Source organism: Zemynaea arenosa, from assembly GCF_004614185.1.
Classification (GTDB): Bacteria; Pseudomonadota; Gammaproteobacteria; order Burkholderiales; family Burkholderiaceae_D; genus Telluria; species Telluria arenosa.
Genome location: NZ_SPVF01000062.1, coordinates 1 through 4,258, shown reverse-complemented (window position 1 = coordinate 4,258; position 4,258 = coordinate 1). Strand labels below are relative to the sequence as shown.

The 4,258-nt window shown below is 68.8% G+C and carries 5 protein-coding genes; all 5 read left to right on the top strand.

All coding sequences use genetic code 11. From position 1 onward, the window contains the following. Positions 1-253: 253 nt before the first annotated feature. Positions 254-1,189 (top strand): N-acetylglucosamine kinase, encoded by a 936-nt coding sequence (locus E4L96_RS04055; protein ID WP_135205947.1) that lies wholly within the window; start codon positions 254-256, stop codon positions 1,187-1,189. Positions 1,190-1,208: 19 nt separating this feature from the next. Beyond that, on the top strand, positions 1,209-2,177 hold the full coding sequence (locus tag E4L96_RS04050) for an N-acetylmuramoyl-L-alanine amidase (protein WP_307721625.1): 969 nt from the start codon (positions 1,209-1,211) through the stop codon (positions 2,175-2,177). Between the two features lie 100 nt (positions 2,178-2,277). Continuing rightward, positions 2,278-3,180, top strand: coding sequence for a LysR family transcriptional regulator (locus tag E4L96_RS04045; RefSeq protein ID WP_135205946.1), 903 nt, complete (start codon positions 2,278-2,280; stop codon positions 3,178-3,180). Continuing rightward, positions 3,177-3,788, top strand: a complete 612-nt coding sequence (locus E4L96_RS04040; RefSeq protein WP_135205945.1) for a M15 family metallopeptidase — start codon at positions 3,177-3,179, stop codon at positions 3,786-3,788. Before E4L96_RS04045 ends, E4L96_RS04040 begins: the two co-directional genes overlap by 4 nt. After that, positions 3,788-4,258: hypothetical protein (locus E4L96_RS04035; protein ID WP_135205944.1), on the top strand; the 471-nt coding region annotated here is incomplete at its 3' end. The genes E4L96_RS04040 and E4L96_RS04035, both read left to right, overlap by 1 nt.

Sequence of the window (4,258 nt, the reverse complement as noted above, 5' to 3'; positions counted from 1 at the left end):
CCAGCGTGCCGTCGGGCTGCGCCAGCTTGATAAAGCCGACATCGTCCAGCACTGTGTAGTTGGCCGGCGCCGCGGGCACGCTGGCAAAGCGCCATTCGCTGCCATGCCGCGACCACACCGCGTAGTGCGTGGCCGTGGCCGCCGCCGCCTCGCGCGCCGCATGAAACCTCAGGGCTTGGTACCATAACCTTTTGCTATGTCCTCGCGCGACACTGTCATGCACGCGCCGCGCCGCAGGACGTAAACTTCAACGATGCTTTCACCTGACCCCGCCCCCGGCCTCGGCATCGACGCCGGCGGCACCCAGACCCGCTGGGCGCTCGCGCGTCCGGACGGCACCATCATGGCCGAGGGCGAGGCGCCCGGCCTGTCCGCCCTGCAGATGCGCAGCACCGACGGCCGCGCCATCGTGCGCGCCACCTTGCAGCGCATCGCGCAGGACGTGCTGGCGCATGCCCGGCCAGGCCGCGTCCACGCGGGCATGACGGGCTTCGGCGGCGAGGGCGATGAGCTGGCGCGCTGGATCGCCGAGCCGCTCGGCCTCGCACCGGCCGATGTGGCGATGAGCAGCGATATGGTGATCGCCTACCTGGACAGCTTCGCACCCGGCGAGGGCTACCTCGTCTACGCGGGCACCGGTTCGATTGGCGCCTACATCGACGCGCAGGGTGAGTTCCACCGCGCCGGTGGCCGCGGCGTGATGCTCGACGATGGCGGCGGCGGCTTCTGGATCGCGCGCGAGGCCTTGCGCTACGTGTGGCGCACCGAGGACGAACGCCCCGGTGCCTGGCAGGACTCGGCACTGACACGCGCCGTGTTCGACCATATCGGCGGGTCCGACTGGGCACTGTCGCGCCATTTCATCTACGGGCAGGAACGCGGCGAAATCGGCAAGCTGGCGCTGGTCGTCGCGGCCGTGGCCAATGAGGACCGCATTGCGCGCGACATCCTGCGCGCGGCCGGGGCCGAGCTGGCGCGCCTGGCGCGCGCGCTGGTGACCCGCTTCGGTCCGCGCCCGGTGGTGCTGTCCGGCCGCGCGGCCCAGCTCCATCCCTTGATTTTCGAGTCGGTGCGCGAATCGCTCGCGCCCGAAATCGAGCTCCGCATCGCCACGGCGCAGCCACACCATGCGGCGGCGCGCCTGGCCAGTTCCGCCGGTGCGGCGCGCCCTCTTCCTCCCTCACTTTAACCAGCCAACTGATCGAGCCATGATGAAAAAGCTGTTCGCCGCCGCCTGTCTCCCGGTCCTGCTGGCCGGCTGCGTCACCACGCCGCCCGCGCCCTACCAGGTCGACCACACCTACACGTCGAAGAGCCAGAGCGACCGCGTGAAGTTCGTGATCATCCACTACACGGTGAGCGATACCCCGGGCTCGATCCGCACGCTGACGCAGGAAGTGGTCAGCAGCCATTACCTGCTGACCGACGAGGACCCGCCGAAGCTCTACGGGTTGGTGGACGAGAGCCGCGTCGCGAACCACGCGGGCGTGTCGAACTGGAAGAACTACTCGCTGCTGAATCCCAGCTCGATCGGCATCGAGATCGTCAACCGCGGCTGGGTGGACACGCCGCAGGGCCGCCAGTGGTTCGCCTTCCCGCAGCGGCAGATGGACATCCTGATTCCGCTGTTGAAGGACATCGTCGCGCGCCACCACATCGCGCCCGAGAACATCCTCGGCCATGCGGACATCGCGCCGGGCCGCAAGCAGGATCCGGGCGCGCTGTTCCCGTGGAAGCAGCTGGCCGACGCGGGACTGATTCCGTGGCCGAATCCTCAGTATGTGGCGACCCAGCGGCCGTACTACGAACAGCAGCTGCCGGATGCGGTCTGGTTCCAGAAAAAGCTGGCGGCGTTTGGCTATGCGGTGCCGCAGACGGGCGTCATGGACAAGGCCACGCAGACCGTGATCACCACCTTCCAGATGAAGTACCGGCAGGCGAATATCGACGGGGTGCCGGATGCGGAGACCGCGGCGATCCTGGATGTGATGACGCCGACCACCGTGGTGCCGCTGGTGAATCCGGTGCCGATGCCCGCGTGCTGCATGGGCATGACTCCGGCTGGGACCAGCGCGGCGGCACCCGCCACCGCGCCCGCGCCGGCACCGGCGCCCGCACCGTTGGTTCAACCGGCGCCGCCCGCCGCGCCTGTGCCGGCGGAGCCGCCGAAGCAGTAGCGGAAATGGCAATGGCCAAGGCCTCGCTGTCGCCGCCGTGCGGATTTTTCGCTATGCTGCGATTCTTGGACCAGTTCAAGGACCAGTAAAGGACACACCCATGCGCCTGCGCCACATTGAAGTTTTCCACGCCATCATGCAGGTCGGTACCATCAGCGGCGCCGCCCAGGTTCTGCACATTTCGCAACCGGCGGTGACCAAGGTGCTGCAGCACTGCGAGCTGCAGCTCGGGATGCCGCTGTTCGAGCGCGTGCGCGGCAAGCTGTATCCCAAGCCGGAGGCGCACCGCCTGTTCGCGGAAACCGAAAAGCTGAACCGCGACCTGCAGGGCATCCGGCGCCTGGCTGCGAGCCTGAAGGGGCGGGCGGTGGAAACGGTGCGGCTGGTGTCCACGCCGACCATCGCGATCAGCGTGCTGCCGGCGGCAATGACCAACTGGCGCAAGGACTTTCCGCAGACGCGCTGCGAGCTGGCGACTCACCACACCACCGAAATCGTGAACATGCTGCGGCTGGGCGAGGCCGACCTGGCCCTGTCGCTGCAGGACCCGCGCCATCCCGGCATCGTGGCCGAACCGCTGGCGCAGGGTGTGCTCACGGTGATCGCGCCGGACGGCACCTGGACGCCGGCCCAATTGGCCGAGCCGGTGGCGGCGGAGGGCTTGTCGGGCGAACTGATTGGCCTGGCCGACAACGATCCGCTGGGCGAGATGATGGTGGCGGCCTGCGAGGCGCAGGGCGTGCACCCGGTGTTCCGCACCGTGGTGCAGACTTACCAGATCGCGCGTTCGCTGGTGGAGGCGGGTGGCGGCATGGCGGTGGTCGATCCGTTCACCGCGGCCTCCGCGTCGGCCCGCGTGCAGCGGCGGCCGTGGGCACCGGCCATCACGGTGCAGCTGTACCTGCTGACGGCGAGCCACTCGCCGCTGTCGCACGGGGCGCGCGAGCTGGCCAACAGCATCGGCATGACGGCGCGCTCTTGTCTTGAAAAAGGATGTGCATGACGAGTTCCATCGCCATCGAGGACGTTGAGCGCAGCCCGGATTTCCGGCATCTCTCGCGCATCGAAGGCATCGCTGTCGATTTGCGGTACGCGACGCCCGACAACTTCGTGGGCCGCGACCTGTACTCGCCGTACGACTGCGCGTGGCTGCACGAGAATGCGGCGCGGGCGCTGGAAGCGGCGGTCGCGTGGCTGCGCGAGCGGGCGCCGTCGCACAAGTTCCTGGTGCTCGATGCCCTCAGGCCGCAGCGGGTGCAGCAGCAGCTGTGGGATGCGCTGGACGGCACGGACTTGCGCATGTACCTCGCCGATCCGGCGCGCGGCTCGATTCATTCGTTCGGCATGGCGCTCGATATCACCATTCTCGATGGCGAGGGGCGCGAGCTCGATATGGGGACGGGGTTCGATGACCTCACCGAGCTGTCGCATCCCGTCCTGGAAGCGCAGCATCTGGCGGCGGGGCTGCTCACCCAGCGGCACATCGACAACCGCCAGCTGCTGCGCGCTGCGATGACATTCGCCGGCTTCGTCGGCATCAATTCTGAGTGGTGGCACTTCGACTGCGGCGACCGCGTCCACGTCCGGGCCACCTATCACCGCGTGCTGTGATGCAGCGCGGGCCTGGCCGTATCGTGGTGGTCGTCGGCGTGCTGGCCTGCCTGGCGGCCAGCGGCTGCGCCACGAAAACGCAGTCCGATGCCGCCAGCATTGCCGCCACGCCGTTGCACGACCTGAACCTCGCCCAGACCGAGATTCCACCGCTGCTGCAGGCCGCGCGCGCAGCGCCGTATGCGGCGCCCGCGGAGCAAACCTGCGCGGCGCTGGCGAGCCAGGTGGGCGCCCTGGACGAGATCCTGGGGCCGGACCTGGACGCCCCGGCCAACAAGGACGATGCGAGCCGCGTCCACGCGCTGGCCAGTGACACGGCGACGGGCGCGTTCCGCCGCACCGTCGAAGGCGTGGTGCCGTTCCGCGGCTGGGTGCGCAAGCTGAGTGGCGCCGAGCGCCATGACCGCGACGTGCAGGCGGCAATCACGATCACCATCAGTTTTTTCTTGCCGTTGGCGGCGGGTGCTGCG